At 67.7% G+C, this 26,038-nt stretch carries 21 protein-coding genes and 4 pseudogenes; 8 read left to right on the top strand and 17 right to left on the bottom strand.

All coding sequences use genetic code 11. The features are described from left to right. The first annotated feature begins 88 nt into the window (after nucleotides 1-88). A complete protein-coding gene (locus tag ACWGO0_RS32250) occupies nucleotides 89-3,583 on the top strand; it encodes a phosphodiester glycosidase family protein (protein WP_453543124.1) in 3,495 nt (1,164 codons plus the stop codon). 182 nt (nucleotides 3,584-3,765) lie between these two features. On the opposite strand, the gene ACWGO0_RS32245 is transcribed toward ACWGO0_RS32250, so the two are convergent. From ACWGO0_RS32245 to ACWGO0_RS32220, 6 genes are all read right to left on the bottom strand, one after another. Further along, on the bottom strand, nucleotides 3,766-4,176 hold the full coding sequence (locus ACWGO0_RS32245) for a PTS-dependent dihydroxyacetone kinase phosphotransferase subunit DhaM (RefSeq protein ID WP_453543121.1): 411 nt from the start codon (nucleotides 4,174-4,176) through the stop codon (nucleotides 3,766-3,768). Continuing rightward, nucleotides 4,173-4,796 carry a dihydroxyacetone kinase subunit DhaL gene (gene dhaL / locus ACWGO0_RS32240; RefSeq protein WP_453543118.1) on the bottom strand — a complete coding sequence of 208 codons (624 nt, stop codon included), beginning with the start codon at nucleotides 4,794-4,796 and terminating at the stop codon, nucleotides 4,173-4,175. The genes ACWGO0_RS32245 and dhaL overlap by 4 nt, the downstream gene beginning before the upstream one ends. 48 nt (nucleotides 4,797-4,844) lie before the next feature. After that, nucleotides 4,845-5,837, bottom strand: coding sequence for a dihydroxyacetone kinase subunit DhaK (dhaK, locus tag ACWGO0_RS32235; protein WP_453543115.1), 993 nt, complete (start codon nucleotides 5,835-5,837; stop codon nucleotides 4,845-4,847). 24 nt (nucleotides 5,838-5,861) lie between these two features. After that, nucleotides 5,862-7,028, bottom strand: coding sequence for an NB-ARC domain-containing protein (locus ACWGO0_RS32230; RefSeq protein WP_453543112.1), 1,167 nt, complete (start codon nucleotides 7,026-7,028; stop codon nucleotides 5,862-5,864). A gap of 791 nt (nucleotides 7,029-7,819) precedes the next feature. Beyond that, nucleotides 7,820-8,095 (bottom strand): hypothetical protein, encoded by a 276-nt coding sequence (locus ACWGO0_RS32225; protein ID WP_453543109.1) that lies wholly within the window; start codon nucleotides 8,093-8,095, stop codon nucleotides 7,820-7,822. Continuing rightward, nucleotides 8,092-8,643, bottom strand: coding sequence for a hypothetical protein (locus tag ACWGO0_RS32220; protein WP_453543106.1), 552 nt, complete (start codon nucleotides 8,641-8,643; stop codon nucleotides 8,092-8,094). The genes ACWGO0_RS32225 and ACWGO0_RS32220 overlap by 4 nt, the downstream gene beginning before the upstream one ends. Before the next feature lie 196 nt (nucleotides 8,644-8,839). Between ACWGO0_RS32220 and ACWGO0_RS32215 the strand changes: the two genes are divergently transcribed. The 3 genes and pseudogenes from ACWGO0_RS32215 to ACWGO0_RS32205 all read left to right on the top strand — a co-directional run bounded on the left by ACWGO0_RS32215 (nucleotide 8,840) and on the right by ACWGO0_RS32205 (nucleotide 10,424). Continuing rightward, nucleotides 8,840-9,136, top strand: coding sequence for a hypothetical protein (locus ACWGO0_RS32215; protein ID WP_453543103.1), 297 nt, complete (start codon nucleotides 8,840-8,842; stop codon nucleotides 9,134-9,136). A gap of 1 nt (nucleotide 9,137) precedes the next feature. Continuing rightward, nucleotides 9,138-10,003, top strand: a pseudogene (locus tag ACWGO0_RS32210) (ABC transporter ATP-binding protein). Between the two features lie 166 nt (nucleotides 10,004-10,169). Continuing rightward, entirely contained in the window at nucleotides 10,170-10,424 is a 255-nt protein-coding gene (locus tag ACWGO0_RS32205) for a hypothetical protein (RefSeq protein WP_453543100.1), read from the top strand. A 457-nt stretch (nucleotides 10,425-10,881) separates the two neighbouring features. On the opposite strand, the gene ACWGO0_RS32200 is transcribed toward ACWGO0_RS32205, so the two are convergent. The 9 genes and pseudogenes from ACWGO0_RS32200 to ACWGO0_RS32160 all read right to left on the bottom strand — a co-directional run bounded on the left by ACWGO0_RS32200 (nucleotide 10,882) and on the right by ACWGO0_RS32160 (nucleotide 17,527). Continuing rightward, a complete protein-coding gene (locus ACWGO0_RS32200) occupies nucleotides 10,882-11,283 on the bottom strand; it encodes a hypothetical protein (RefSeq protein ID WP_453543097.1) in 402 nt (133 codons plus the stop codon). Between the two features lie 552 nt (nucleotides 11,284-11,835). Then, nucleotides 11,836-12,603 (bottom strand): annotated as a pseudogene (locus ACWGO0_RS32195) (transposase). Nucleotides 12,604-12,646: 43 nt separating this feature from the next. Continuing rightward, complete coding sequence (locus ACWGO0_RS32190) at nucleotides 12,647-13,078, bottom strand: DUF7878 domain-containing protein (RefSeq protein WP_453543094.1); 432 nt, start codon at nucleotides 13,076-13,078, stop codon at nucleotides 12,647-12,649. A gap of 678 nt (nucleotides 13,079-13,756) precedes the next feature. Next, nucleotides 13,757-14,599 (bottom strand): phage minor capsid protein, encoded by an 843-nt coding sequence (locus ACWGO0_RS32185; protein WP_453543091.1) that lies wholly within the window; start codon nucleotides 14,597-14,599, stop codon nucleotides 13,757-13,759. A gap of 2 nt (nucleotides 14,600-14,601) precedes the next feature. After that, on the bottom strand, nucleotides 14,602-14,928 hold the full coding sequence (locus ACWGO0_RS32180; RefSeq protein ID WP_453543088.1) for a hypothetical protein: 327 nt from the start codon (nucleotides 14,926-14,928) through the stop codon (nucleotides 14,602-14,604). A gap of 65 nt (nucleotides 14,929-14,993) precedes the next feature. After that, nucleotides 14,994-15,272: a hypothetical protein gene (locus ACWGO0_RS32175; RefSeq protein ID WP_453543085.1), complete on the bottom strand. Its 279-nt coding sequence runs from the start codon at nucleotides 15,270-15,272 to the stop codon at nucleotides 14,994-14,996. A 1-nt stretch (nucleotide 15,273) separates the two neighbouring features. Further along, a pseudogene (locus ACWGO0_RS32170) lies at nucleotides 15,274-16,320 on the bottom strand (major capsid protein). 10 nt (nucleotides 16,321-16,330) lie between these two features. Beyond that, nucleotides 16,331-16,750 carry a head decoration protein gene (locus ACWGO0_RS32165; protein WP_453543082.1) on the bottom strand — a complete coding sequence of 140 codons (420 nt, stop codon included), beginning with the start codon at nucleotides 16,748-16,750 and terminating at the stop codon, nucleotides 16,331-16,333. Between the two features lie 141 nt (nucleotides 16,751-16,891). Continuing rightward, on the bottom strand, nucleotides 16,892-17,527 hold the full coding sequence (locus ACWGO0_RS32160; RefSeq protein WP_453543079.1) for a hypothetical protein: 636 nt from the start codon (nucleotides 17,525-17,527) through the stop codon (nucleotides 16,892-16,894). A 366-nt stretch (nucleotides 17,528-17,893) separates the two neighbouring features. Here ACWGO0_RS32160 and ACWGO0_RS32155 point away from each other — a divergent pair, with 366 nt between their 5' ends. After that, on the top strand, nucleotides 17,894-18,595 hold the full coding sequence (locus ACWGO0_RS32155) for a hypothetical protein (protein ID WP_453543076.1): 702 nt from the start codon (nucleotides 17,894-17,896) through the stop codon (nucleotides 18,593-18,595). A gap of 51 nt (nucleotides 18,596-18,646) precedes the next feature. Then, the gene (locus ACWGO0_RS32150) at nucleotides 18,647-19,294 is read left to right on the top strand and encodes a hypothetical protein (protein WP_453543073.1); all 648 of its coding nucleotides are present in this window, start codon (nucleotides 18,647-18,649) and stop codon (nucleotides 19,292-19,294) included. Nucleotides 19,295-19,352: 58 nt separating this feature from the next. Here the strand turns inward: ACWGO0_RS32150 and ACWGO0_RS32145 are convergent, their stop codons facing one another. Beyond that, the gene (locus ACWGO0_RS32145) at nucleotides 19,353-23,063 is read right to left on the bottom strand and encodes a DNRLRE domain-containing protein (RefSeq protein ID WP_453543070.1); all 3,711 of its coding nucleotides are present in this window, start codon (nucleotides 23,061-23,063) and stop codon (nucleotides 19,353-19,355) included. 1,193 nt (nucleotides 23,064-24,256) lie between these two features. Here ACWGO0_RS32145 and ACWGO0_RS32140 point away from each other — a divergent pair. Continuing rightward, complete coding sequence (locus ACWGO0_RS32140) at nucleotides 24,257-24,541, top strand: transposase (protein WP_453543161.1); 285 nt, start codon at nucleotides 24,257-24,259, stop codon at nucleotides 24,539-24,541. Nucleotides 24,542-24,944: 403 nt separating this feature from the next. Here the strand turns inward: ACWGO0_RS32140 and ACWGO0_RS32135 are convergent, their stop codons facing one another. Beyond that, a complete protein-coding gene (locus tag ACWGO0_RS32135; protein WP_453543067.1) occupies nucleotides 24,945-25,199 on the bottom strand; it encodes a hypothetical protein in 255 nt (84 codons plus the stop codon). A gap of 416 nt (nucleotides 25,200-25,615) precedes the next feature. Between ACWGO0_RS32135 and ACWGO0_RS32130 the strand changes: the two are divergent. Beyond that, nucleotides 25,616-25,810, top strand: a pseudogene (locus ACWGO0_RS32130) (transposase); the annotation flags it as partial. Nucleotides 25,811-26,038: the final 228 nt, after the last annotated feature.

Genomic DNA, 26,038 nt, shown 5'->3' with positions numbered 1-26,038 from the left:
GCCCTCTGGTGCGTCGCTCCGCGTCCGGCCATGCTGTCGGCCGACAGCGCTTACCGTTCAGGCAACCCGCGCCACTCCAGGAGGACTTGTGGGACTCTGCAGATCCGGCACCGCTGTGCGGTCACTCGTGCTGCTCGTGACGGTTTCCGCGACCGTGGCCGGGGCGATCACCCCCGCAGCCGCCGATCCGAACCCCGACCCCCGCCCCGTGAACACCGCCGAAGTCCTGCGGCCCGTCGCGCCGCCCGCTCCGAGCAACGCGGACGGCGCAGCGACCCAATCCGTCGTGGACGGCGACGGCATCGAGACCGCGCGCACCTCCCGCCCGGTCGCCCCCGGCGTACATCTCACCTCGTACGACCGCCTGGAATCCGACAAGTGGCTGCGGGTCGACAGCCTCTCCGTCGACCTCGACGGCAACGGCGTGCGCGCCGACTACCTCTCCACGGGCAAGGTCGCGGAGCGCCGTACGGTCTCCGAACTCGCCGCCGCGCACGACCCCGGCAGCGGACGCCGGACCGTCGCCGCGATCAACGCCGACTTCTTCGACATCAACCAGACCGGCGCGCCGCAGGGACCCGGAATCAAGGACGGCGCGCCCGTCCACTCCCCGGCCCCCGGCATCCACCGCGCGGTCGGCATCGGCCCGGAGAGCGCGGGCCGCGTCCTGGAGCTGTACTTCGAGGGCACCCTCACCCTCCCGTCCGGCGGGCACCCGCTCGCCGCGTACAACGCGGCCAATGTGCCGCCCGGGGGAGTGGGCGCGTACACCTCGGCGTGGGGAAGCGCCGACCGCGCGCTGACCGTCGACGCCGCGACACCCGTGGCGGAAGCCGCCGTACGTGACGGCAAGGTCGTTTCCGTCTCGTCCGCTCCGGGATCGGGCCCCGTCCCCGACGACACGACGATCCTCGTCGGCCGCGAGGCGGGCGCCGCCCTCCTGGCCGCTCTGCGGCCCGGCGATCCGGTGGTCCTGGAGTACAGGGCCCGCGCCGGCAGCGGAGACGTACCGCGGACCGCTGTCGGGGGCCGCGAACTCCTGGTCGTGGACGGTGTCGCCCAGAACCGCGACGGCGAGGGCAACAACACCCCCGCACCCCGCACCGCCGTCGGCTTCTCCAAGGACGGCCGCACGATGCAGGTGATCACCGTCGACGGCCGGCAGGCCGACAGCGGAGGCGTCACCCTCACCGAACTCGGCACGATGATGCGGAACGCCGGCTCGTACAGCGCGCTCAACCTCGACGGCGGCGGCTCCTCGACGCTCGTGGCACGCGAGCCCGGCAGCGACGCGCTCCAGGTGGAGAACAGCCCGTCCGACGGCAGCGAACGCACCGTCCCCAACGGCCTCGCCCTCACCGCACCCGACGGCAGCGGCCGGCTCGAAGGCTTCTGGGTGGAGACCCGAACCCCGGCCGGTGCCGCGCCCGGCGACGACCCCGTCCGGGGCGGCCACCCCGAGCGGGTCTTCCCCGGCCTGACCCGCCAGCTCACCGCCGACGGTTACGACGAGACCTACGGCCCCGCCGCAGGCACCCCGCACTGGAACGCCCTGAGCTCCGCAGTCGGCAAGGCCGACAGCACCGGCCTCTTCACCGCCCGCCGCAGCGGAACCACCGAGGTCATCGCCCAGCGGGGTGCCGCCCGCGGCAGCACACGACTCACCGTGCTCGACCGGCTGGACCGTATCCAGCCCACCACCCGCCGCGTCGGCCTCGCCGACGCGGACGCCACCGGCACCTTCGGCATCGTCGGCCTCGACGCCCACGGCACCAGCGCCCCCGTCGAGCCGCGCGACGTCGAACTCGACTACGACCACGCGCTGTTCGACGTCCGGGACAACGGGAAGGGCGCCTTCACCGTCACCTCCCGCACCGGCAGCGGCGCGGGCCAGATCCGTGCGACCGTCGCGGGCACCACCACGGCCCTCGCCGTCAGCGTCGGCCTCACCGAACAGGCAGTCTCCTCCTTCGACGACGCCGCGTCATGGAAGTTCAGCCAGGCCCGCGCGAGCGGATCCCTGTCGGCGACACCCGACGGCCACACCGGCACCGGGCTGAAGCTGATCTACGACTTCACCCAGTCCACGGCCACGCGCGCCGCCTACGCGGCCCCGCCCCAGCCGGTCGCGGTGCCCGGTCAGCCGCAGTCGTACACGCTGTGGATCAAGGGCGACGGCAAGGGCGCCTGGCCGACCCTGCACCTCAAGGACGCGGCGGGCTCGGACCAGTTGCTGCGCGGCCCGTTCATCACCTGGACCGGCTGGCGGCAGGTCACCTTCGCCGTACCGGCGGGCGTCGCGATGCCACTGACCGTGTTCCGCTTCTATCTCGCCGAGACGGCGGCGGCACGGCAATACACCGGCGAGATCGTCATCGACGACCTGGCCGCCCAGGTGCCGCCCACGGTCACTCTCCCCGAACAGCTCCCCGTCGAGGACCCGTTGATCGACCCGGCGGCGGTGACCGAGCACAGGGACTGGCAGTTCGCGGTGATGTCGGACGCCCAGTTCGTGGCCCGCGATCCGAACAGCGCGATCGTCGCCCAGGCCCGCCGCACACTGCGTGAGATCAAGGCGGCGGCACCCGACTTCCTCGTCATCAACGGAGACCTCGTCGACGAGGGCTCACCCGCCGACCTCGCCTTCGCCCGCAGAATCCTCACCGAGGAACTCGGGGACTCGCTGCCCTGGTACTACGTCCCGGGGAACCACGAGGTGATGGGCGGGAAGATCGACAACTTCGTCGGCGAATTCGGCGCCGCCCAACGCACCTTCGACCACAAGGGCACCCGGGTCATCACACTGGACACCTCAAGTCTGAGCCTGCGCGGCGGCGGCTTCGCCCAGATCAAGCACCTGCGCGAACAGCTCGACGCAGCCGCGCGGGACACCGGCATCGGCTCCGTCATGCTGATCGAGCACGTGCCGCCGCGCGACCCCACCGCACAGAAGGGCAGTCAGCTCGGGGACCGCAAGGAGGCGACTCTCATCGAACGGTGGCTCGCCGACTTCCGTCGTACGACCGGCAAGGGGGCAGCCCTCATCGGCAGCCACGTCGGGGTGTTCCACGCCTCGCACGTCGACGGAGTGCCGTACCTGATCAACGGCAACTCGGGCAAGACACCCGCAGGCCCTGCGGACGAGGGCGGCTTCACCGGCTGGTCCCTCATCGGGGCGGACCACGTCACCCCGGAGGAACAGGCCACGGCCCGCCACCGCCCGTGGCAGGGCGCCCCCGACTGGGTCTCGGCGCAGACCCGCGCTCATGTCGACGCGCTCGCACTCGACGCCCCGGCGGCCCTCGCCACGGGCGAGCGCGCCGAGGTCGACGCGACGGTCACCCAGGGTGCGCGCCGAGTCCCGGTGGCCTTCCCGCTCAGTGCGGACTGGACGGCCTCGCCGAACGTCCACATCGGCCGCGAGTCCGGGGCCGGCCACCGCCACACGGCGGTATTCGACCCCGCCACGGGCACGCTCACGGCCCTGCGCCCGGGAACGGTGACGCTCGCGGTGACGGTCAACGGCACGACCAGCCGGGCGGACATCGGCATCACCGCCACGGAGGCCGCCTCGGCGGCCTGACGACACGCCGGTCCGAAGCGCCGGGTGGGGGCAGAACACCCCCACCCGGCGCTTCACGCCCCGAAGGCCAGGGCGCCCGCAACCGTACGGACGGGCTCCCGCGGGATCACCCCCGCGAACGGAGCGCACGACGCAACGCACACTCCGCAATCGCGCTCGTACGACAGACCCCCCACCCCCTACTACTCCTTGCGGTAGTCGTACGCCTCCCTTGCCGCCGCCTCCACCGCTGCCAGGTCACCGCCCGCGGACGCGGTGACCACGGCGGCGACAGCTCCCTCGACGAACGGTGCGTCGACCAGGCGTGCACCCTCCGGCAGTTCGTCCCCCTCGGCGAGCATGGCCTTCACGGTGAGGACCGCGCTTCCCAGGTCGACCAGCACCGCGATTCCGGCGCCGCCGTCGACCGACCGCGCGGCCTGGGCGATCAGCTCCGCGCTCGTCCCGAGACCACCGCTGCTCGTGCCGCCGGCGGCGGCCACGGGCGCGGTCGCCCCGCCCGCCGCGAGCCCCCGCGCCAGCTCCGCCACGGACTCGGCCACCGGCCCGCTGTGCGAGACCAGAACGATCCCGACGGGCTTCGAGGCGCTCATGCGCCATCCCCGCCGTCCGCGCGCGGGGCGTCCGCCTCGGCGAGCGCCGCGACAAGCAGCGCCGACGAGGTCGCCCCCGGGTCCTGATGCCCGATGCTCCGCTCACCCAGATAGCTCGCCCGCCCCTTGCGGGCCCGCAGCGGTACGGTGGCGAGCGCCCCGGCCTCCGCTGCTTCCCGGGCCGCAGCGAACGACACTCCCAGCGCATCGACCGCAGGCAGCAGCGCGTCGAGCATCGTCTTGTCACCTGCCTGCGCGCCGCCCAGCTGCCCCACCGCCGCGACACCGGCCCCGAACGCCTCGGCCAGCTGCTCCGGCGTCACCTCGGCCGCGTCGCCCAGGGACTTTCCCGTACGCCGCAGGAGCGTCCCGTACAGCGGCCCGGACGCGCCCCCGACCGTCGAGATCAGCTGCTTTCCGGCAAGCGTCAGTACGGCTCCCGGGGTCTGCGGGGCCTCTTTCTCCAGTACGGCCGTCACGGCAGCGAATCCGCGCTGCAGATTGCTGCCGTGGTCGGCGTCCCCGATCGCCGAGTCGAGCTCGGTCAGCCGGCTGGCCTCACGGTCGACGGCAGCCGCCGTGGCAGCCATCCAGCGGCGGAAGAAGTCGGAGTCGAGCACGTCATCTCCTTTTCCGGCAAGCGTGATTCACGGGCGGGAGCGCTGTGTTCAACGGCCCCATCGCAGTGCGGGCGTCTGCACCGGCGCGTCCCACAGCCGCAGCAGCTCCTCATCCACCTGACAGAGCGTCACCGAGCAGCCGGCCATGTCGAGCGAGGTCACGTAGTTCCCCACGAGCATACGAACCACGGCCACACGCCGCTCGGTGAGCACCCGCTGCACCTCCGCATTGAACCCGTACAGCTCCAGCAGGGGCGTCGCGCCCATCCCGTTGACCAGGGCGATCACCGGCCCGTTGGGCCGAAGGTCGTCCAGTACGGCGTCCACGGCGAAGTCCGCGATCTCCCCCGAGGTCATCATCGGACGCCGCTCCCGCCCCGGCTCGCCGTGAATCCCGATCCCCAACTCCAGCTCTCCCGAAGGCAGATCGAAGGTGGGACTGCCCTTGGCCGGTGTGGTCACCGCACTGAGCGCCACCCCGAAACTCCTGGACGACTCGTTCACCTGCCGGGCGAGCGCCGCCACCCGCTCCAGAGGCGCACCCTCCTCGGCCGCCGCCCCGGCGATCTTCTCGACGAACAGGGTCGCCCCCGTACCCCGCCGTCCCGCCGTGAACGCGCTGTCGAGCACCGCCACGTCGTCGTCGACCAATACCTGGACCACCTGCACGCCCTCGTCCTCGGCGAGCTCGGCAGCCATCGCGAAGTTCAGCACGTCACCGGTGTAGTTCTTGACGACGAACAGCACCCCGGCCCCGCTGTCCACCGCGACAGCGGCCCGCACCATCTGATCCGGCACGGGCGAAGTGAACACCTCCCCGGCACACGCAGCGGTCAGCATGCCCGGCCCGACGAACCCGGCATGCAAGGGCTCGTGCCCCGACCCGCCCCCGGAAACGAGCCCCACCTGCCCGGCCAGGGGAGCGTCACGCCGCACCACCAGCCGGCCCTCGACGTCCACGTTCAGCTCGGGGTGGGCGGCGGCCATGCCTCGCAACGCGTCGGCGACGACGGTCTCGGGGACATTGATGAGCATTCTCAAGGTTCCTCCTGGGTAGGTTGCCAGCTAGGCCCTGATGCGGGGTATTGCCTGGTCGGCAGGTCTGTAGCGGTTCCCGGCAACGCTCGTCCCACTTGCATCCATCATGCAGGTCTCCATCAACTCGTCGACGACACGGTTGGAGGACAGCGCGCTTCCGCCCATGGCCGCGACGTGCCAGTTGGTCAGCCGGCCTCGGGGGAGCGCACTGATCCCGCTCAGGATCTGTCGTGCCTCCTTGGACAGGTCCCGGTAGCTGATCAGGAGGCATGCCTGGAGGCTGGCGTCGTCGTATCTGAGCTCGCCGATACGTGATCTCTCGTCGTCGAGCCGAGCGCACATCCGGTTGAGTGTGAGATCCGGCCGGGAGCTCAGCCGTGCTCCGGTGATCTCCAGTGCGAGCGGCAGCCGTCCGCAGAACTGGACGATCTTGAGAGCGGCCGCCGGGTCTTCCAACACCCGCTCGCGGCCGGCGTAGTGGGATAGCACGGCGAGCGCCTCGTCCTCCTCTGGCAGGGAGACACGCACCATCCCACGGTGGCTGATGTTTCCGATGGTGAGTCGGCGGCGGCTGGTGATCAGTACTGCGCAGCCCGGTCCGGCGGGGATCAGCGGGCGGATCTGTTCCGTCGACTTCGCGTTGTCCAGGAAGACGAGGGCGCGCAACGGACCCACCAGCGACCGGAACATGGCGGCCCGGTCACCGACGGGGCCGGGGATCTCAGTGGGCGTTACCCCCAGGCTGCGCAGAAAGTGCTCCAGCGCGTCGGTGCTGCGGACACCGTTGTCATCGCCCCGCAGGTCGATGTAGAGACGCGCGTCGGGATACGAGGCTTTGACCTGGTGGGCGGCGTACGTGGCCAGGGTCGTCTTCCCAGTCCCCCCAGCACCGTGCAGTACGACGACGTTGGCGCGACCCTGCGTCGGGTCTGCGGTGTTGATCGCACCCTGCGCTGGCCCGACGTCCCGCAGGGTGCTGCAGAGTGCCTGGACGAGTTCGACGCGGCCCACAAGCACGGGAGCGGGTTTCAGTTGGTCCACGTGACGGCGGTCCGCCGCCGCGTCGCCCACCAGGGCAACCGCCCGGCGCTCACCGGCGAATGTCAGGCCCGCGACCAGGCCCATGGCGACGATCAGGACCCCACTGGCGAGCAGCGGCGGGAGCCCCACCCCGAAGAGAAGGTCCCCGAGCATCCCGAGAGACGATGCGACAGCAAGGGACACCGGGAGAACCCACTGCCGCCGGCCCTGCAGCCTCGCTTGCACGGTGCCACCCCTCTACCGCCCCGAACCGAATCAAGTGATGATTGCACAGGGCAAGTTGACTCCGACAGGGAGAGACTCAACGCACCAGCGTCAGCGTGCATCCGGTCTTCAGCGCGCACTTGAACAGCGAGGACGAGGAACGTATCCAGTCGAAATCGGCTGCGTTGAACTGGACTTGGTGTTCTCGTCCGCGGTCGAACTTGGAGACGGTGTCGGCTGAGTTCCTGACGTGAGGGCGCCCTTCGCCCGATCCTGCGTTCCGTCACATAGGGCCTTGACAGTACGAAGGCCGGAGCGATGAGTCTGGTGCAGCCAGATGCCCTGCGGGTGCGTTCGTCGAACTGCCCTCGACGGTGCACACGTGCTTCTGCACCTGCCCGGTTGGGAGCAATGCCGGCACGCGGACCCGGCCACGCTCGTCAACCACATGGCCACCCCGGCCGTGATCGACGCCCGCTGCACCCTCGACCGCGCTGCCTGGGACCGAACTGGGTGGGCCGTCACTGCGCTCGGCGCCCGGCCAGCGTCGCGAACCCGCTCCTGACGCGCGCCGCAGCCCGTCATAGCCACCCACTTCGCGCGCGCAGACGTTTGTGTCCGTGTCCCTGGTCGGAGAACGAGTCGCCCGCCTCCCGTTCTGCGCGCGTACGGTGGAGGCATGGCCGGGCGGGTGCGACGCTGCGCGTTCCACAACTGTTCCAAGCCGCTGCCGGTGCTTCTCAGCCCGTCACGTCGTGCGCCCCGTGCCCACGTTCGTTGGATGCGGAGGCGAGCTGGATGGCGATCTCTTCTGGAGTAAGGGTTAGGAGCCATTCCCAGGAAATGCGCAGCGGGACGTCGTAACGCCGGTGTATTTCGCTGGCTACGAGTGCAGCGTGGATGGAGGCCATGCCGTGTTCCCAGGGGCTGTCGCTCGGCCCAACTTCTATGTGGGTGCGCTCCGCAAAGACATGCTGGAGCCAGTCAAGGTGCTCCCTGCTGGAATCCTGAGTCACAGCCTTCGTCCTTCCAGCCCTCGGTCGCTGAGCGCGGCTTGTGCAGCGGTTGCGAAGGCATCTATGTCCATGCGTACCTGGTGGCGCTGTCGGGCACAGGTCGCTATGTGTTCGGTGGGGTCCTCATGTGCAGCGCGGCAGGCGCTGTAGGCCGCCAGAACGGCGTAGAGCACAGCAAGGTCGTCCAGCAGCGTGCGTGCGACATCGATAACGGCAGGCGGCCCTTCGACCGCCACTGTCGCCCCGGCCCGCTGCGCGGCATGCACGGAGCTCTTGCTCTGGTCGAGCAGCTGCCTAATCTCGTTGATGTCGGCGCGTTCGCCACGCAGCCGGTGCCACACGGAGGACAGATCGTCCCGAGCACGCGATGCGTCGGCCAGAAGAGCGCTGTATGCCTCCCGGCGGGCTTGTCGTTGCACTTGCCTGTGCTGCAGGGCGCCCTGCGTGCGCACCTGCCACCGAGCAGAGAGCCCAGTGAAGGTCGCTGCGGCGGCGGTTCCGGCAGATCCCACAACGGCGCCGAGCAGAGCCGCTAAGGCTTGATCCATGCTTGGCATTCTGCCCAACTCACTGTTCGGGTAACGCCGGTTCGGCGGGCTCGGGCAAACCCGGGCACACCCGGGTACGGTGACGGCTGCACCACCCGTCGGTTCGACTTCGAGCCACCTCCGGAAAGCTCGAACCCACGCCTTTGGACATCTCGATCAGTACCTGTCGGGCGGCCTCGCAGTCTCCGGCTGCTCGGTGGCCACCACCGAGCCGCCTACCTCGACGAAGCCGAACGCGCCTCCACCTGCCTGGTCCTCGATCGAGCAGGGACGCGCCCTCACCTCCGGCACTCCCGCCGACGTCCTGGCCCACGCCCCCGGCACCCTCACCTCCGGCGACGCTCCCGCCGGGCCGGCCGAGCTGTCCTGGAGGCGCGGGAGGGCCACCCGCTCCTGGCACTCCGGCCCCGCGCGCACCGGCGAGGAGCCGATCCACGCGGACATGGAGGACACCGTCATCTCCCTCACCCTCGCCACCCAGCAGGAGTCCTGACATGGCCGAGATCCTCATCAGCTCCGAGACCGTCACCAAGCGGTACGGCAGTTTCTCCGCAGTCGACACCGTCACCATGGACGTGCGTCCCGGCGAGATCGTCGGCCTGCTCGGCGCCAACGGCGCGGGCAAGACCACCCTCATCCGCCTCCTGCTGGGACTGATCATCCCCACCGAAGGCAACGTCACGGCCTCGGGCGTACCCCTGACCGCACCACCCGCGGCCGCCTCGGCTACGTCCCCCAGGGGCTGGGGCTGTGGCAGACCCTAACCGTCGCCGAGAACATCTCCTTCGCCCCCGCCGCCTTCCAAGCCGATCCTCCCGCCTTGGAACCGGCCCTGACGGCGGTCGAGCACCGCCTGGTCGGCGAGATCGGCCTGGGCCTGCAATGCCGGCTGGCATTCACCATCGGTCTGGGCCACCACCCCGAACTCCTCGTGCTGGACGAACCCACCTCCGGCGTCGACCCGCTTTCCCGGGCCCGTCTGTGGGACGCGGTCCACGAGCAGGCCGAGAACGGCACCGGTGTCCTGGTCACCACCCACTACATGCAAGAAGCCCAGCAGTGCGACCGGCTCATCCTCATGTCGCACGGACACGCCGTCGCCAGCGGAACCGAAGCCGAGATCATCGGCACCACCACCTGCGAAGTCGACACCCACCACTGGGCCGGAGCCTTCGCCGCCCTCGACAGCGCCGGGCTCCCCGTCACCCTCAACGGCACCCGCGTCCGCCTCGCCGACACACCACCCGACACCGTCCGCACCACCCTCACCAATGCCAGCATCACCGCCGACATCCACGAAGTTCCCGCCACCCTCGAAGAGAGGATGACCGTCATCGACCGCCAGCTCACACCCGGCTGACCCCCACCGCCCACGAGCCAGGAACCACTCCTCGCGCCGCCGAGTACGCCAAGACGCCGGGTGTACTCGGCGGCGCGAGGCATCCAATCCCGGTTTCTCTCAGAAACGACCGTTTATGAGAGTGGCGGCAACGTCGGGATGGGGCCGGATAGGCCAGCTGTGAGGTGTGTCAGTTCGAGATCGGACTGGTAATGCGTTCGATGCGCTGCCCGGCGAGTCTGGTGTCGTCCGCGCCGGTGACGGCCAGCGAGCGTTCAAGGCGGGCGGCGTTGAAGTAGAGGCAGGGCTGGGCAACAACGTTCGGGTCTGCGACGAGTTCAAGTTCGGGGTCGAAGCTGAACGGCAGGACGGCGCCGGGGACGGCATGGGCGAGTCGCTCGGCCGTGGCTGCGTCGCTGAATCCGACGTAGCGGGCTGCTAAAGCGTGCGGATGGCGTTGAGGTCCACACGCCGGTCGCAGGGGACGACTGCGAGCACGTAGCGAGTGCCTCGCCGGTCGATCTTGATGATCAGGGTGAGGTATTTCGCGGCTCCCGAAACCGGTTGTCGGCGCAGTGCGCTGACCGCTTCGGTTGTGCTTTCCGGTTCGTTGGCCTGACGAGGGTGACGTCGCTGTGCAGGCGGCGCAGTCGGAACAGCGGGACCAAGGCGGCGTCCGCTTCGCCGGTGTTCGCGGTGGTGACCGAGACAGGTTCTACCTGGCGGCCCTCGTGCTCCCGGACCCGCCCGCGCAGCCGGATCGTGGAACTCGTCGAGCAGCCCGTGCTCGCGCCAGCGGCGAAAGGGCCAGATCGCGGGAAGCGATACGTTGATTCTCAGCGAACTCAAGACAGGGAGGCGATGGTGCCGGCCACGGCTTGCGACCGGCACCGCCGGTATCAGCCGCTGACTCTGCCAGTCTCCCATGCGCCGCAGCTGTCGTAGTTGATGTACTGGGTAGACCACTCTCCCCAGCACACGCGGTACTGGACAGTGTCCTCTTCGGGCAGGTCGCGGTTGACAGCAGTCCAGCCGTTGTTGGAGCCGTCGGTGTCCCACTCGTCGTTCGATCGGCCGCCGCTGGCTTCCCAGACGAGCACGGCAGAGTGGCCGTCAGCCTTGGTGTCGTTGATGTAGAACCAGTCGCCGGTGCTCTCGAAGTATCCGTAGCCCAAGCCGTTGTCGCCGTACGCGTTGCCCTGGTTGGAAGCGAGTGCAGAGGTGCTCATGGTTGCCGACAGGGCTGCAGCAGTAGCAGCGACCAGCAGCGTCTTGGCGATCCTCGACTTCAGCGTGCTCATGGAGTGATGCCTTCCAGTAGATTCACGTGCTGGCATGTGCCTGACAAATCGGACCCCTGGGTGCCACGTTTGAGATAGTGGCGCAGCAGGCTCTTGATCAAGCAGGTTGATTCTTTCGAGCGGAGTTAAGAAGTCAACACATTGGCGGCAACCCGCCTGCCTGTAACAAGCGTTACGCTTAGCAAGTTGCTCCGCGAGGCCAGTTGCCATGCTCAGTGGAATCGAAGATGAAGACTCCGCTTTCGTGGCCCACCTGCCATGACTCGGCCCAACAGCAACTAATCGGAAGCCATTTGGGGTGGGAAGTGAACGAGACGTGGACACTCGGAGGCGGATTCCCGCCACCTGCGGTTGGGTGACCTCGTGTCGGCGTGCAAGTGAACGTGGCTCCGGCAAGATTTTCGTAGCTGAAGATCATCCCGGTGCGGGCAGTTGCCTGGTTTGCGGGGTGGGCGGCCTTTGAGTGTGGTTTGTTGAACTGTCCTAAGGCTTGTCCCGCAAGTGATCTTCGAGTCGGCAAGGGCGAGGTCAGCGGCTGTTCGGCCCGGTCGCCTATCCTGAGAGGGCGAGGTTGTGCGGTTGCGCGATGCCGAGCATGGCGTGGTGTACGCCGTCGCCTTTCAATCGGCGGTCGCGCAGGATTCTCCAGCTCTTCATGCGCGCGAAGGTGTGCTCGACGCGGGCGCGGACCTGCTTGTGGGACTTGTTGTGCGCCTGCTTTCAGTCGGGCAACTCCTCGCCTTTGCGGCGCCGGTGGGGCATCACGAGGCCGGTGCCCGGGTAGCCGCCGTCGGCGATCGTCATCGTGTTGCCGACGGCGGCTTTGGCGCCTGATTCCTCCCATGCCTTGCAGCCGTTGCGGGTGCCGGGCAGGGGGCGTCCGACCACGACGACCAGGCGGGTGTCGGCGTCGATGACGACCTGGTGGTTGGTGGAGTAGCGGTAGTTCTTGGACTGCTCGGCCACCGTGTGGTCGCGGGTGGGCACCAGGGTGCCGTCCACGATGAGCACGGTGTCCTTGCGGAAACGCTGGCGCGGGTGGAGCGCGAACATCGGCCCGAGTTGATCAATTACCCGGCCTGCCGCGGACTTCGAGATGCCGAACAACGGCGCGAGCTGGCGCACTGTCAAGTTCGTGCGCCAGTACGCCGCGACCAGCAGCACCCGGTCCTCCAGCGGCAGCCCCCCACGGCCGTCGCCGTCGCACCTCGTCGGCGCCCTCACGCCGCAGCGCCGTCACCAACTTGCCGAAGCGGCACGGGCTCAGCCCAACGAACGGGTCTTCCAGGACCGCTCCGACGCCGTGATCACACCAGCCACACCAAGATCGTCCCACTCCGGCCAGACCGGGCCGGAGCATCCGTCAGAGCTCCGGAATGAAGTCGGGCTCGATACCCATGGCGGCGACCCCCTCGCGCACGGAAGCGACGAACTGCCAGATCTCCGCCACGAGAACATCCCAGGAGACGGGTGCCGTCCAGAACTCCGGCGTGAAAACAGAGCCAGTCCGCCAGCCCTCACCGGAGCCCACGATGCGGATCAGGCCCGGCTCCGCCTGCATCGAGTCAAGCCCGAAGTCCTCCTGGCCGGCGGCCGGGCTCTGGAGCCAGAGCGCCAAGTGGTACGCCAGTTCAGCCACAGGGAACGCTTTCTCGGACCACACCGCCCGGCCGCCTTCCCAGATGGACAGCTCGGCCTCGATGTCGAGAAGGAGAACCTCCAGGGGAGCCTCGTGTGGGGCGAGACCACGCCGTGGCAGATCCGACAGTCCAAAGTTCCGGCAGGCAAACCGCATCGCCCAGCCTCCATTCGATCCGAGGCCCACTGCACGTCCAGGCCATCCAAAGACGGACAACCGTAGCAAGTCGCACCAGCTGCCTCGCCCGGGACTCTGTTAACGGGACAGCCCTTAGCAACGCTACTCACAGCCGGGAGTAGTACGTACCTGTGCGAGCGAGGGAAGACGCGATGACAACTGAGTTGATCGTTGGCTGGGTGGGTGCCCTGGCATCCGCGTGCGTTGGTCTCTTCAAGTGCCCTATTGACCTTCGTACTTGCGCGCTTGAGGGAGCGACGCAAGCACAGGAAAGTTGCTACGGGATCGGCATCCACAAGGGTCAGCCGATCTCGAAAGGGAGACGGCGGGCCCTCTGTCCGACAGGCAGTGACCATTCATAATCGCGCCTCCGGCTCAGTCGTGGCGGGCGGCGGCATCACTAGCAATACATTCGCTGGCACCTCGGAGCACCGTTCTGTAGACACTGGCGGCGACGACCACAGTTCAGCGATCACGAGCAGTGACCTGGTTGGTAGCCCAGAAGCGCATCAGCTCAATGTCTACCTCCGTGTCCCGATGCCGAGCTCTGCCAGACAGGTCGCGTCCTCAACCCGCCTGCCTCCGTTGTCGTGTCCTGGACCGGGAACGCCGGGGATAGGGGCGTTCCGCCTCTTCCGGGCCTCAACCGCCCAGCCATCAGAGCGACGCTCCTGGCTCGCCAACGCCGACGGCTTCGCGCGCCATATTCGGGCGCGGCCCAAAGGCTCGTCGACATCGCGGATGGGAGATCGGCCACTCCGCCGCCTCCAGCTGACGCAGTGTCCCTGTGGCCTTGTCGGGGTCACGGTGGGATACCCAGCCGCAGTCGAAGCCGTCGAACACCTCTACGTACCTAACTCCTGCCTCGCGGCTCTTGTTGAGGGTGCCCGCGTTGTAGGCGACGGCACTTTTAGCCAGGGTCGCTGAGTCCGCCCAGGCCCTGACCGGGATGCGGGCCCCGTTGCGGTACACGACGTGGCTGAGGCCCTGCGCGGCCACCTTGTCGGCGAGCTCCTTCGCTGCCTGCACCGCCGTGGTGTTCCCAGCGGCAAGGAGCGGGACTTCCGTACGGGCGATGGCCCTCACTTGTCGGTACCACTGCTCTGCCATCCGTCTGGCCTCCTGCGACCGGCGCAGGAAGTCGCCGTAGCTGTCGGAGGCCAGCGACTGGAGAGCGTCGGAGTGTGCCAGCGTCCAGGCGAAGCGTTCCCCGATCTGATCGGCGGCCCGTACCGCGCCCTCTTGGTAAAGGTGCGGGAGCTGACGCCCGACGAACGCCCGTGCCTCGTTATCCATACGCCTGTGGAAATCGCAGATCGCATCCTTGAACTCCTCCAGCGTTGCGAGAACGTATGGGAGCCTCCATCGCGCCGTGATCGCGACTGTCACCGCCGTCTGCTTGTCCGCAAGCCGCTGCCAGGCGTCTTCGAGGACGGCGGCGACCCGCCGCGCCAACTGGTCAGGATCGCCGGGGGTGAGCGGCGGCCACTCGTACGGCATGGTCAGGACCGCCCGAAGCGGCGCACCAACTGCGCCACGGTGATGTCTTCGGTGGAGCCCGCCGTCACCGCCTCGTCTGGCGTGAGCATGGAGGGGAGCGCGGCCAGTTGGCGTTCAAGGCCAGCAAGGTTGGCGCTCTGGTCGAGGGTGACGGCGCCGGGCACGGTGATGCGCAGAGGATCGGCGAGGAGGCGGGCCCGGCGCTCGGCCAGTACCTCGCCGGCCACAGCCTTCGCCGCCCCGAGGCGTGCGTAGCGTGCGGCAAGGTCGGTGGTGTCGGTGTTGGGGCCGAGCTGGGCAAGCAGCCATGCCAGGACTTCGGGCGGCACGCGGTCTCCCTGTGGGATTGGACCGACCCGACACCACGGGGGGTGTCGGGCCCGGGCGGGCAGCGTTACGCGAGGTCTGCCTCGGTCTTCACGGGCTTCCGGCGGCGTACGGTCTTCACCGCCTCCGCTTCCTCCGGCTCCGGCTCCGAGGAGACGATGACCGCGTCCGGTTCACTCATCGTCGGTACCTCAATCACCTCCGGGTAGCCGTCGTCCTGCCAAGGTCCCGGACTCGTGATCAGCTCGGCCAGCGCCTCGCGAGGCTCCTCACCAGGCAGGAGAACCACGTGCTCGCGCGTCACGGGGTCCACCAGATGCACCGCTGTGCACAGTCGTCGAGACACCTCAGATCACCGTTGCCACAAGGTGCGCATCCGGGGTGTGCATGACCGGCATCGCCGCGGCAGCGACCTTCGTCCAGATCTGGCCGGGGTCGGTCTGGATACCACGGGTCACGATCAGACCCGGTGCGTCCTCCCGCAGGATCTCCGGATTCGTGCCCCTGGTGAGGTTCAGGGAGTCCCAGGTGCGGCCCCACTGGATCTGGGCCCACTTGTCGCGCTGCGGCGGGATGTAGATCCACTTGTTGTCAGGCAGAACCTTCGTCGACACACCGTCGACGCGGACCTGCGCCTTGTAGAACACGACCTTTGGCAGTCCGAAGGTGTCGCGCACCGACTGGCCCTGCGCCGGGGTGAGGGTCGTGGTCGGCGTCGTCGACGGGGACACGCTGGACCAGAACGCAGCCCGGTATGCGGCGTTGTTTGCGACGTGGCTCTAGCACTTCTTCGACGTCAGAACGAACTCCGGCTCCGGCACACCCAGGTCCTCCAGGTGCTGAAGCCACCCAAGCTCGTCCCGGAGGGGGTCCGACGTCGGATCGGACCACAGGACCGGTGCGGTGACGATGTTCGCCGCGGGCATCCCGTAGTCGGCCTCGTTGATGTAGTTGTTCTCCGCGATCGACAGCTTGCCGTCCAGCAGAACGTCGGCCGCCGCCAGTTCAAGGCGACCGTGCGTTGCCTCGACGTGCCGCTCCACGTCGTCGTAAAGCAGCTCGATCAGCCTGTCCTGGTTGGCGCCGCGCTCAGCGTCGAGGAGCAGCTGCTCCTGCTCGCCGACGACGAGCTTCTGACCCATCTCGGCGAGAGCGCCTTCGCGGACGGTCGACCACGCCTCGCGGGATGCGAACGGCACGCTGGCGTCGTAGGCCCGGTACTTGGCGACGTTGACGTACCGGCCGTTGTCCCTGATCCGCCACTTCACCTCGTTCACCTTCAGCGCCGGGAACACCAGGTTGGTGAGCAGGAAGTCGTCCGGGGTCGGGATGGCACGAGCGAACCTGGTCAAGTCCTTGACCGACACGTCCTTGAGGAGGTCCTGAATGGTCATCGTGGTCTCCTCACACGTACCGGATCTGAGCGGACGTGGACGAGAGCGTCACGTCGGCAGGGACGATGCCGCCAGGCACCTTGGCGGCTTTCACGACGCCGTGCCACAGCATCGCTGCCGGGCACTTCGTGGCACCGGGAGCGAAATACGCCTCGGCAAAGACGTGGCCTGCCAGGACCTGCCGCCCGTCGACGGCGGCCTTGTCGAACGGCCCATACAGGCCGGAGGCCGTAATCCGCCCGACTGCAATGCCGAAGGTGACAGGAGAGTACGGCTGGCTGATGTCGGTCGACGCGAAGGTATGTGTTCCCGCAGTGAACTTCGACAGGTCGAGAGTGATCGTTTCGGTCTGGTCGGTGCCGTGCAGCGACGCGAGCCAGTCACGGTTCGCGGTGTACGTCGCCGACCGAGAGATGGGCTGGATAGACAAAGCCCCTGCCTCCTGTGGACGGTCGCGGATGCTTGCCGCGCACTCACCCAATGATGGTGCCGTCCACGGAAGAGGTAGGGGCGTGGTCCCCGATCCGGCTTTGCCCGCCGGTGGGTTGAAGCTGTGGTCACCTCAAGGTGATCACTCCGAGATACACCCGCGCCGCTTCGCCATGTCAATTCCGTTGGCACCAGGTTTCGGTGCGGTTGAGCGGCGCGGCGGCGGTCCACCTGCGGGAGACCCACCCGGCGCGGGCGTCGTCTCCTCCGCCTGGCCTCCGAACAGCGTCGGACGCCTCTTCTTCAGCGCCTCAGCAGCCTCGCCCACGGCCTTCTCGTCCGCGTCTTCAGGGACCGCGACACGCAGCAGCGCCTCCGCGTCTACCAAGTCGCCCCCGAGCGCACCGAGACCAACGAGCGCAGCCCGGCGCTCCGCTGTCCGCTCCCGTGCGGCTGCCGTCGCGATGCGCTGCTCAGCCTCCGTCGCCCGCTCGGCAGCGGCCTTTTCCCGGCGCTCGACCTCGGTGAGCTGCGCAGTCTCGGCGGCCTTCTGAGCCTGAACGAAGCTCGCCAGGTCCTCGGGCTTCGCAAAGCCGAGCTGGGTCGGGGACTCGTTGACCGCAGATCGGCCGCCCTGCTGCTTATCACGCGCCAGGAGCTGCGACACCTCGTCCTGCGAGAACGTCCGCACCGGCTGGACCGGGGGCTGCGCGGGGTCGCCCTCGGACGCACCGAGGATGGGGCGGATGGGCCAGCCGTCCTTGCGGTAGCCGAGCACGGCGTAGGGGTGGGGCAGCAGGCCGCGCCAACATCAAGTCTATCCAGGCATGCCCCTAGCCTTCGGCGGTCGAACGGCACCCGACAGAGGACGGGGCAGGAACCTCTTGCGAGGAATCCATCCGATGCTTCCCGACTTCGGCCCCTGGTAGCGGGTGCACATCGCGTCGTGGCTCTTCTGCGGGTTGTAGCTCCGCTTGTTCGGGCATTGGCAGCAGGTCCGGCCTGCTGCCCCCAGACAACGCAGAAGCGGGGCCGGCGATGACAAACCCACGTCCTGCCTGTGCCGTTGCGCGGCCTTCCGGACGAAGTCCTCGCCCGGATAGAGTTTTCGGAGTACGGGTTTGGCTTCTTGTAGCGTGGCCGAATGTCTGTTCAATCAAATGATGAAGGTGAACGGGTCGCAGCGGCTTGGCAAGTCCTGACCGCCTGGCTCGCCGAGCACGCTCCCACCTCGTACGCATCCTTCCTGCCGCCCGCGACGGACGAAGAGATCGCCACCGCCGACTCCCGGCTGAAGCAGTACCTCGGGTTCGGGCTGCCTGCGGAGCTGGACGCTCTATGGCGACTGTGCGGTGGCGTGGAGCACCAGCACATCGAGGCCGACGAGCAGGGTGAGGTCGGTTCCGGGGCTTGCCTGCCCGGCGGAGTGATCTTCTCCCCGGTCCAGGCGCTGGGGCCGAGGGTCCACGCGTACGGTGAGCGCGACGGGTGGGGTGGCGCCCAGGTGCTTCCGTGGCTCACGAGAGACGAAGCGGGGCCCTTGCAAGGCCACTATGTTGGCACCGACGGCGTCGGAAAATGGTCGCTCATGGATGAGCCGGTGGAGAGACCTGAATATCCGTCGATGGCTGCCTACCTCGAAGCCGTCCACCGAACGGTGACCGAAGGTCCGGCAGACCTGATGGGCGCCGACGTGCCTGGCATCGTGTGGGGCTGCCTGCTCTGGGACAACCCCGAGAATCCTGGCCTGGGTGACGCCTTCGAGCACTGGACGCCGATCCACGGGCACCAGGCCCCTCGCCTCCGTGAACTCAGTGGCTCGGGTGGGGCCGTGCCGCTTCACTGAAGCCGGTTTGCTGCCACAGGGCGGAAGTGCACTTTGCGTAGGATCCGGAGTATGGACACCGTACATACAGGGCGGACGGCCTCCGCCTGGCAGCAGTTGACCGAGTGGCTGCGCGTGAACGCCCCTACCTCGCACGCTTCGATCTTGCCTCCGATCTCCGGGGCCGAGATCGAGGAAGCGGAAGGTCATCTCATGCGGCACTGCGGGTACGGCTTCCCGCCCGAACTGGTCGCCCTGTGGGCGATGGCCGGTGGGGTGCGCCAACTCGACCTTGAAGAGTACGACGAAGAGGGCGAGGTGCACACCGGGCGGTTCCTGCCCCACGGGTTGCTGCTCACTCCCGATCGGTCCATCCGGCCGCGGCTGGCCGGCTTCGACCCCCACGGCAAGGACTTCTGGGAAGGCGCTCAGTGGGTTGCTCCCTTCGGTAACTACGCCGAAGCAACCGACACCGGCTTGTACCTGTCAGCTGATGGCCTGGGTGAGTGGAGCAGCTACGAGGGCATGCTCATGGAGAAGCCGCTGTATCCGTCAATCGCCGCCTACCTGGAAGCCGTAAACCGCACCCTAGTTGAAGGCCCGGCTGACCTAATGGGCTACAAGGTGCCTGGCATCGTCTACGGCTGCCTCATCTGGCAAGACCCGCAGGGACCGCCGGGGCTGGACGAGACCTTCGCCGACTGGCGGCCTGTGCACTGAACGTTGGGTAGGGCCCACCCCCGCCGGGGTGGGCCCCATGAGCTGCGCCGCGGCCGGATTACGGCTTCGTCATGCTGCAGACCAGCTCTGCCTTCGAAGTGTCACACCCCTTGAACCATGCGTTGCCCGGATCCAGGAAATACGCCTGTTCGTCCAAGAGCCGCATCTGCCTAGCGAACGTACCGAACGGCTGCATTGATCCCTGGTTGACGTCACCGGACATCGAGGACCGGCCGCAGTTCTCGGTGAACGACGGCGCGTCGTAACGGGTGTCGTCGAGGAAGTGGATGCTTCCGTCGTCCGTGGTGGCGGACACGGTCTGCATGCAGTCCGCGCCACCGTTCGGGGCCTCGTTCTTACCACCGTTGATCGCCTTCATACCAGCGGACTGATACGTCGAGGCGAAGGGGAACTCGTCGCAGTTGACCTCGTCAAAGTGCACACCGACGTGATGCAAGGCCGTCTTCGGATGCGGCAGGAACGTCTTGCGCGGAACCCACCCGGTGCTCGCAGCCCTCGGCCCCCCGTAGCGGGTGCACATCGCATCGCGACTCTTCTGCGGGTCGTAACTCTGCTTGTTCCGGGCCGCCGGCGGCAGGTACTGAAGCGGATCGGCCAAGCTCTGCCCGAGGCCCTTGACCTTCGACTTGTTCTGGATCAACCAGGCGTGCGCGGCTGCCTCCGGGTAGGCGGCGGTGTTGAACTTGTACGTTGGGGCGTACTGGGCCAGGACACAACCCGGGGCGCCGTAGGAGGCGACCTTGTCACAGGTCACGATCAGCGCCTGCGGCTGCCAGACACCATAGTCATCCCGCCATTCGCCCGGGCGTCCATTCAGCCCCGGAGGCGCTGGCACATCGGTATCGGGCCTTCCCTGGAAGGTCACCGGGAGCTCCTTGGACACATCTGCGTCCTTGGAGCCGATGCCTGCGACCTGACCGTTCCACTTGTGGTCGGCCGTGCCAGTGGCCATATGGGTGTCGACCGGCTCGTTGCCGTTCATGCCTCCATTCCAGGTGAGGTCGCCGAAGAAATCGAAGTTCTGCCGCTGGCTGTCGCCGCCGGTGTTGCAACCGTCGCTCAGGCACATCGAGTCGAACCAGGCGTCCGGGTCGCCGGAACCCATAACGATTGCACGCTCATTGCCAGGGAAGTCGTTGTAGACCGGATTGATCTGCACCCACGTCTTGATGGCGTCGCCGTGGGCGTCGGTCTTGACCTGGAAGTGCACCTCAAAGTTCGCCTGGTACTTCACCGGTACGACACCGTCTTCGAACTTGGTCTCCGCGATGAAGCCGATGTCGTAGAAGACGCAGGCTTCGGTGCGGGTCATCAGCGACTTCTGTGCGGCACCGGCAAGGCTGGGCTGGCACCAGGCATCCGTGACGACCGGGTCCGGGTACGAGCCGGCGCGGGCATTGCGCTGTTGCGCGGCCTTCCTGGTGAACTCCTCAGATGCCTGGTCCTTCGGGGTGACGGTGACCTGGGTGCCGTCGCCAGTCTTGAAGGTGCGGGCCTGGCTGCCCTGCTTCCAGTCTGCCCAAGCGGGCTGCGGAGGATCGGACGGCTCCGGCTGCTGCGAACTGGGTTCGTTGGCTGGGAGCGTGATGTCGATCTTCTGTGCGCGGTTGTAGTCCCGGGTCCCGGCCGTGAACCCGTAGTCCTTGATCGGGCCGACGTTCCCGGCCCTGTCGATCGTGCGGGTCTGCGTCACGTGGTTGCCGTCCGCCGCGGGCGCAACCGTGTAGGAAGCATCAGGGGCCACGGCCCTCGCCGTGCCGGTGGAGGTCTGCACAGTGGACCAGCCGTAGTCGGCGGCGTCGTCATCGTAGGGGTCCAGGCGGTGCTGCACCTGGTAGGCGTCCGAGGCGCCGGTGATGACGTCGAAGGTGCCCGGGACACCGGCGGCGCCGCCGCCCCAGTTCTCCGGGTAGGTGGCCGAGGTGATGGACTGCGGCTCACCGGGTGCGGTGGTGTCGACGACGAACTGGGTCCAGGGGGACCAGCTGAGGTTGTAGTGCGTGCCGTCGTAGGCGTTGGTGCGGAACTTGTACGTCTTACCGTCCTGGAGCTGTCCGGCCGGGACGGTGACGGAGGCCGGCTTCCCGGAGTCGACGAAGTCCGACACGATCAAGCCCTCGCCCGAGGGCGTCGTGATCGGGGTGTTGGTGGCGGCGTCGTAGACCTGGAAGGTGCCGTTGACCTTGTCGCCGTCCGGGTCGGTGAAGGTGTCCCGCAGTGTCGGGGTGGTGGTGTTCACCGCCCACACGCCCGCGTACGACTTGAAGGGTGCGCCTGCCTGTCGGTTCGTGCCGTCCGAGGGGCGGTAGTTGTAGGTGACGGACAACTTGGGCTGGTTGGCCGCGTTGTTCGCGGAGTTGACCCGCTTCCATGCCTTGACGTCGTCAGTGGCCGCGCGCAGGCCCATATGGCCGCGGGTGACCTTGGCGGAGGCCCAGGACTGGACGAGCGTGTCGACGTCCGCGTTGATCACACCGTCGGGCTGGGTGGCGGCGCAGTCCGGGTTTCCCTTGGTCTGCGTCGAGGAGTGGTACTCCTGCTTCCAGGTGGGCTGCGCGGTCCAGCGCGAGGACGTGGACGGGGCGCTGGTGTCCCAGACGGTCCACTTCTGCGCGGTGCAGTCGGTGTTGCCGGAGTGGAAGTTCCACAACGCCAGGTTGGTGTCGACGATCAGCGCGTCCTGGATCGGTGTGGTGTTCCACGTGATGAAGGAGCGTGCGGTGCGCGGGGTGCCGTCGGGGTTCTTGGTACCGGGGTTGCCGAGGTCGAGTTCGGTGTCGGTGGACCAGTCGACGGTTTCGCCCTGCTGCACGTAGGTGTCGAAGGTGTTCGACAGCGCCGAGGTCGAGGGATCGACGGTGACCGGGTACTGAGTCTTCGGGTCGGCGAGGAATTCCGCGTCCGGGGTGACGACCAGGTCGATCTTGCCGGCACCCTTGTCGACGACCTCCATGTCGACGCGGACCCGGTTCGTGTGCTCGCCGGAGGTCTTGTCGACGGCCGCGTCCCACATGACCGGGGCAGGCATTGTGGCCCGCTCTGCACCGGTCTCGGAGTCGGTGAAGGTGACCGAACCGTCCTTGTTCGCCTTCGCCTTCAGACCCTTGGCCTGCACCGGCAGGGTGTAGGAGTAGGCGCCGGCGGGCCGCTCGTCGATCTCGACGAACTGCTCGAAGCCGGTGCGGGTGGCCTCGACGATGACGTCGGCACCGGGCACGGCGTTCCTGTAGCGGGCGCGAGTGCCGTCCAGTTCGGGGGCCGGGAGGCCGCCCTTCCACTGCAACGTGACCTTGTCATCGCCGCTTCCGAGGGTGACCAGGTCACGGGCAGGATCGTCCTGCGCGGCACGCAGCGACTTCGGCAGCGCGCCGGCCTTGCCACCCAGGCGAAGACCGTTGGGGTGCGACTTCGGAGCGATGCCCCCGTCGGCGCCCTTGGCGAGGGTGACGTCGACCTTCTGCCAAGTGCCGTTCTTCCAGACCCGCTCGGGGCCGGCAGTCAACTCGGTGATCAGGGTGCCGTCCGGGTTGGCGACGGTGTACTCGGTGGGGGTCGTCTCGTCGGTGGCGACGACCTTCTTCCCGGTCTTCTTCGCCTGAGTGATCGCCCAAGCCTTCGAGCCCTTGGCGTGACTGGCCGCCCAAGCCAGGTCGGACTTCCACATCTCCGCCTTGGACGGGGACTTGGCAGTAGAGGCACTGGTAGTCGAATCATCCGGCGCGGCGACGGCCGCCTGACCGGACAGCAAGACGGCTTCTGCCGCCAGCACGAGGGCGGACGCCAGGGCTATTCGGCCCCTGTGGCGTCTCAGGCGGGAGCGCCCGGTTGTGTATCTGGACACGGCTTTGTGGTCCTTTCCGATCTTGCCGGTAGGCAAGATCATCGAGAGACACTACGGCCGAACTGTGGAACAGCTGTGAACGGAAGGGAAGATTCCGAATGATGATCATCACAGTTGGACAAGGTCATGTGCTTCTTGCGTGAATGCTCACCGCTGATATTGATGATCTTGTGGTGATTGCCTTCGGAGAGGTGGCCAGGGGCGAGGCATGGGTACCGCCCAGGCTCACCATGTGTGTCGTGGACGGGCCCGGTGAAGCCGGGCTCAGCGCCCCCGTCCCTCTCGGCCCGGGTGATCGACATAGCCGACGGGGTCACCGATCCTGGCCCATGGCTGACTGGTGCGCAGACGCCGAACGAGCCGGTGGCGCAGCTGTCCTGTCCGTTGACGAACTGACCGAGGTGATTAATTGGGCCCACTTGCTGGGCTTCGGCACCGCCCACGGGCGGGTTCATGCCAAGCCTGGCCTGACGCCCATCAGGGAAACTGCACGGTGTGCAGCTGACGGCCGGCGAAGGTCTCGCTGCCGGGGACGGCAGGGACAAAGGGCCGCCGCCATCAGGTTCCCGGTCGCCGAGATGACCGCGCGGGCGGACCAGGCACCCGTGTCGAACAGGCTGTGGAGGTGGCTCCGTGGCCGAGAAGACCTGTCGCAATGTGCGTAGACGGTGGTCTTGTTCGCGCATGCACTGTCGGTACTGGGCGTCAGCTGTCGAATGTTCTCGATTGACGGTCAGGTTTGAATATTGGGGGTCGATGCGTTGAGAGGGTCGGGAGTATAGGCGGGTGCTGTCCCGGGTCCGGGGTCTGACTCATGGGGTTTCTGACCGAGGTGTCCTGGTTTCACAGTGTCGGCCGTTGGCCGGGGATGGTGCGTTGTTGGTGCCGGGCCGGCGTGGTGTGTCCCGATAGGGGCCTGCCGATTGTTATGGCGTCCTCACGTTTCTGACCGCCCGACGGGGCCCGGTGCCGGCAACGCGACACGTCATCGGAGCGGAAGGAGAACGGGCATGTTCAGTTCGACTGTGTCCAGTGCGTCGCCTGCTTCGAAGCCACTCCGCCGTCGGCCTGCGGGGGAGGCGGTCAGGGAATAGACACGCATCGGGGATGCGCGGCCGGACAGCGAGGCGTCCTTCGTCGCTCTGTGCGGGGTGAGCCCGGTCGAGCGCTGCTCGGGACGCCGGCAGTACCGTCATCTCAGCCGGGGCGGCGGCCGTCAGGCCAACGCCGCGCTCCACCGCATTGTGGTCACCCGTCTGCGGAGCTCAGGCGCCCGGATCACGGGGGGCATGGCCCGGCGCGAAATCGTCCCTTGCCTCAAACGCTACGCGGCCCGGGAGCTCTTCCGCCTGGTCGGACGGCTGCAACCAGGACCCCGCTCATAGGGGCTGTGAGGCTTGTCGCTGGGAAGGATGTTGGTGAACACTGCCGCGGCGTCGAGGGCTGGCTCTTGAGATATTGGACCGAAGTGTCTTGACCATCCTGTGTCGTTTTCGGGGTGTGGCAGTGGGTTCAACCGTCGACTCGAACAAGCGTGTCTAGAGCACTGGCTTGCGTGGCATACCTGCAATTTCTCACTTGTGACCGCTTGGTCGAGTCGGCGTTGACTGCTGGCGCTGCGTCTCACGGAGGGGGATGAGAGATTATTTCACCGGGATCTGCCCCTGAACATTCTGCAGATGAGGTTGTTCTCGGGGTGGATACGCACCGAGACTTTCACGTTGCGGCCGTGCTCTCGATGAACGGGAATCTTCTGGGCATCGAGCGATTCTTGGCTGCCGCGAGCGATTACGGGCTACTTGTGCGGTGGGCACTCCAGTTTGGCGTTGTTCGCCGTGCCGGTGTGGAGTCTTCCGTGTCGTGACCGGCTGTCAGTGCTACCTGGTGGGACAGAGCGACGACACACGCCTGCCCGTCCTGGTCGGACAGGTGGACGCTGATACGGGTGCCGCCGTCGGCGACCGCGGTGTCGACGAGCATCGTCGTCACCGCCTCTACCGCCGTGACCATGGCCGGCCCGAGAACGTAGTCCCACTTGGTCAACTGCCCCAACACCCCCCGTACGCGCCGGAACACCCCCGCGTCCGCGGGGAAGACGTGATCGTGAAGTACAGCGGGTTGATGTCGATGGGAACACCCCCGCGTCGGCGGCGAAGACGTCCTCGAAGACCCGCTGAACGCTGCGCTGTACGGAACACCCCGCGTCGGCGGGGAAGACACTCCGCGTCCCTCCGGATCGACCTTGCGGGGTCGGAACACCCTCGCGTCGGCGGGGAAGACCAGCCCGAACAGATCGCCGCCTGGCGCGTCCACGGAACACCCCCGCGTCGGCGGGGAAGACTGCATCCGGCGGTGAGCACGCGAGCGGCGCCGGAACACCCCCGCGTCGGCAGGGAAGACCTGGGGAAGCATTCTGACCTGTGGGAACACGCCGGAACACCCCCGCGTCGGCGGGGAAGACTATCGAGCACGGCTCCGGGCTGGGCGCCCAACGCTGGGTCGTGGAGCGCGCGTTCGCCCATCTGCACTAGTTCCGCCGCCGGCGGATCCGCTGGGAGATACGTGTCGACATCCACGAGGCGTTCCTCACCCTTGGACGCGCTCTGATCTGTTGGCGGCGACTGCGATCTGCGTTGAACGGCGCTGTGGGCTAATCACTCGCTGCGAGTCGGGTGAGAACTTCCACCGGGGTGAAGCTCCAGCCGACGAGACGTGGTCCGCTCCAGTTGATGCCGATCATGTATCCCTCTCGTGCGGCATCAGGCAGATCGCGTTCGCGCCAGGCATCTAGTGCTGTGACCGCAAAGGTTCACCGGCCTGGGGCGTATCTCTTCCTTTGGCTGAGTAGACGTTCAGGAGCACTCGCGCAAGGGAACCGTCGC

The organism is Streptomyces sp. NPDC055749, from assembly GCF_053617235.1.
The sequence above is the reverse complement of the archived record's forward strand: the minus strand, read 5'-3'. Positions and strand labels throughout refer to the sequence as shown.

Coding starts and splice junctions, on each gene's coding strand:
- ACWGO0_RS32245 (WP_453543121.1), bottom strand. CDS start 4,176: ATGAGCGCCTCGAAGCCCGTCGGGATCGTTCTGGTCTCGCACAGCGGG.
- ACWGO0_RS32230 (WP_453543112.1), bottom strand. CDS start 7,028: ATGCTCGGGGACCTTCTCTTCGGGGTGGGGCTCCCGCCGCTGCTCGCC.
- ACWGO0_RS32220 (WP_453543106.1), bottom strand. CDS start 8,643: ATGGATCAAGCCTTAGCGGCTCTGCTCGGCGCCGTTGTGGGATCTGCC.
- ACWGO0_RS32200 (WP_453543097.1), bottom strand. CDS start 11,283: ATGAGCACGCTGAAGTCGAGGATCGCCAAGACGCTGCTGGTCGCTGCT.
- ACWGO0_RS32190 (WP_453543094.1), bottom strand. CDS start 13,078: ATGCGGTTTGCCTGCCGGAACTTTGGACTGTCGGATCTGCCACGGCGT.
- ACWGO0_RS32185 (WP_453543091.1), bottom strand. CDS start 14,599: ATGCCGTACGAGTGGCCGCCGCTCACCCCCGGCGATCCTGACCAGTTG.
- ACWGO0_RS32155 (WP_453543076.1), top strand. CDS start 17,894: ATGTCTGTTCAATCAAATGATGAAGGTGAACGGGTCGCAGCGGCTTGG.
- ACWGO0_RS32150 (WP_453543073.1), top strand. CDS start 18,647: ATGGACACCGTACATACAGGGCGGACGGCCTCCGCCTGGCAGCAGTTG.